We start from the raw sequence: 2278 nt of genomic DNA on the forward strand, positions 1-2278 counted from the left end.
TTCTCGGCGAGGATCATGTCACCGAGCACGGGTCGAAGGTCGGCCGCCTGGAGCGTCACGAGGTGCAGGTCCACACCTGCATGCAGTCCGTGCCCAAGCTGACAGTGCGTGGCTTTCAAGAGCAGGTGCGCGCCGCGCTGCACGATCAACCGCTGACCGCAGCGGGCGCGGCGTTCTCAAATCCGAAGCTGCTGAATTCGAACACCCCGCTGCTTGAGGACGGCGCGACTTATGTCGGTTCGAGCCTCTTCCTCGTGTGGGCGCAAGCCGCCTGATCATTCCATCCTGTTGCGCGTGAGTTGCCCGGCTTCGGCCGGGCTTTTTGTTGGAGACGACCATGACTACTTCGACCGTCCTCCTGGGCGACAACTATCTGCTGTGGATCGCCGTCAACAGCGGCACGCCGACCTATGCCGTGATCAACGGCCAGGGCACCGCGACGATCAACCGATTGCAGACGGAGATCGATACCTCGAGCAAGTCGAGCGCCGGCTACGCCACGTCGGCGTACGGCCTTCGCAAAGCCAACATCGATCTCGATATTCTGCCGACGCTGCCGGACACCGGTGGTTACACCGAGTTCGAGACGCTCTGCGCGGCGCAGCCGGCTGCGCCGTTCCTGGTGCAGATCCGCCGCAACGGCGCGAGCGGCGCTGATCCTGCGGACACCGTCTTCGCTGCGCTGATGTACGGCTCGATCCAAAGCACCGCCTTCACTCAGAACGACAAGGTTTCGGTGAAGGCGCAGCTCGCGCTTGCGGCCGCGCCCACGGTCGACGCGCTGAAGTAAGCTGATGGCCGCGAATGAAGAGCGTGGCGAGTTCGAGCTTAAGCTCGGCCCCGCCACATACGGGCTGCGACCGAGCTGGGAAGCGATCCAGGCGTTCGAGCTCGGCACCGGCAAATCGCTGATGCAGCTGGCCGGCGAGGCGGACCGCGGCGCGCTTGCGCTTTCGTCGGCCGCGATCATCGTCACGGAGTGCATGCGGGCATGGGGTAGGGCCCTCGGCAACACCAGCGCGCGCGGTGCGCAGGTTGAGAACGTGACGCCCATGCTGATGGAAGCCGGCATCTACCTCGTGCAGCCGCGCCTCGCGCTCATGCTCTACATGGCGGCGACGGGAGGATTGACCAGCTCGGGGGAAGCCAAGGCGGCTCCGGCGAAGGAGGAGGCATCGACCGAAAACGCCTCCAAGGCCTCGCCGGCGCCGCGCTCGGGTGGAGGCCGTGGGAATTCTGGTCGTCGACGCCAGTAGAATTCTTCCACGCGTTTGAGGCGTGGCGGCAGATCAACTGCCCGAAGTAGGGCGACTTCGTGCAAGCTGGCCGACAATAGCTGAAAAGCCGAGAAACAAGGTCCCCACCACAGGGGCCACGTATTCCACCGCGGCCCGCTCCCCATAGACGGCTGCCCAGGAGGGGAAGACCCCCGCCTGGAGCGCATTGCCGCTCAAGTCCATCAGGTGCTTCGCGCTGACGTAGGCGAGCACGGCTGCAATCCAGCTCGCAATCCCGAGCCCGTCGAAAAGCCAACAAACCGCCGGTCTCTTCATTTCAGTCCCCTTCCATGGAGCACGCGATGGCAGATCAAGACGCTCGCCAACTGCTCCTGACGATCCAGGCCAACACCGAACTCCTACGGTCGAACCTATCGGCGGCTGAGCGCGCCGTCGAGGAGTTCACGCGATCGACGCAGCAGCACCTCGATGAGCAGGATGCCAAATTCGCGGCGCTCGGGAAGGGCTTGGAGAAGCTTGAGGCTCCCCTCGAGCGGCTGAAGAGCCTCGGCGAATTGGCGATCGGGTCGCTGCTCGGTGAAAGCCTAATCGAGGCCGGGAAAAAGGGCCTCGAGTTCGCTGGCAACGTCAAATTCGTGTCCGAGCAAGTAGGCACGTCGACGCAGTTCCTGCAGCAATATCGGTATGCCGCAAGCCAGTACGGCGTCGCCAACGCGGAAGCGGACGCGGGCCTGCAGCGTCTCACGCGAAGCATCGGCCAGGCCGCCAACGGAAACAGCGCGCTCGTCGCCGTCTTCGATCGTCTCGGCGTCAAGGTTCGCGATAGCAGCGGCAACGTCCGGTCGACCGAGGCCGTCTACACCGACCTATCGTCAGCCATCTCCCGACTGCCCGATCCGGCTCAACGTGCCGCCGATGTCATGCAGCTCATGGGAAGGAATGCCGGGGCGCTGACACCGCTCGTCTCGGCGGGTGCGGAAGGGTTCAATCAGCTCGCGCAGGCGGCTGAGCAATTGGGGGTTGTCCTCTCACCTGAGCTA

5 protein-coding genes are annotated in these 2278 nt (G+C 64.4%); 4 read left to right on the plus strand and 1 reads right to left on the minus strand.

The window, feature by feature from the left end:
* From JOZ79_RS01580 to JOZ79_RS14095, 3 genes are all read left to right on the plus strand, one after another.
* Nucleotides 1-275 (plus strand): hypothetical protein (locus JOZ79_RS01580; RefSeq protein ID WP_294069655.1); only part of this gene is annotated, 275 nt, incomplete at its 5' end.
* A 62-nt stretch (nucleotides 276-337) separates the two neighbouring features.
* On the plus strand, nucleotides 338-790 hold the full coding sequence (locus tag JOZ79_RS01585; RefSeq protein ID WP_294069658.1) for a hypothetical protein: 453 nt from the start codon (nucleotides 338-340) through the stop codon (nucleotides 788-790).
* A 384-nt stretch (nucleotides 791-1174) separates the two neighbouring features.
* Entirely contained in the window at nucleotides 1175-1306 is a 132-nt protein-coding gene (locus JOZ79_RS14095) for a phage tail assembly chaperone (protein WP_366514783.1), read from the plus strand.
* On the opposite strand, the gene JOZ79_RS01595 is transcribed toward JOZ79_RS14095, so the two are convergent.
* Complete coding sequence (locus JOZ79_RS01595; RefSeq protein WP_294069664.1) at nucleotides 1290-1553, minus strand: hypothetical protein; 264 nt, start codon at nucleotides 1551-1553, stop codon at nucleotides 1290-1292. The two genes, JOZ79_RS14095 and JOZ79_RS01595, sit on opposite strands and share 17 nt — an antisense overlap.
* 26 nt (nucleotides 1554-1579) lie before the next feature.
* On the opposite strand from JOZ79_RS01595, the gene JOZ79_RS01600 reads away from it, so the two are divergent.
* Nucleotides 1580-2278: hypothetical protein (locus JOZ79_RS01600; RefSeq protein ID WP_294069667.1), on the plus strand; the 699-nt coding region annotated here is incomplete at its 3' end.

This window comes from Sphingomonas sp., assembly GCF_019242355.1.
Classification (GTDB): Bacteria; Pseudomonadota; Alphaproteobacteria; order Sphingomonadales; family Sphingomonadaceae; genus Sphingomicrobium.

Bases quoted from the DNA above. Each gene is read 5' to 3' on its own strand.
- JOZ79_RS01585 (WP_294069658.1), top strand. From the start codon at position 338: ATGACTACTTCGACCGTCCTCCTGGGCGACAACTATCTGCTGTGGATC.
- JOZ79_RS01595 (WP_294069664.1), bottom strand. From the start codon at position 1,553: ATGAAGAGACCGGCGGTTTGTTGGCTTTTCGACGGGCTCGGGATTGCG.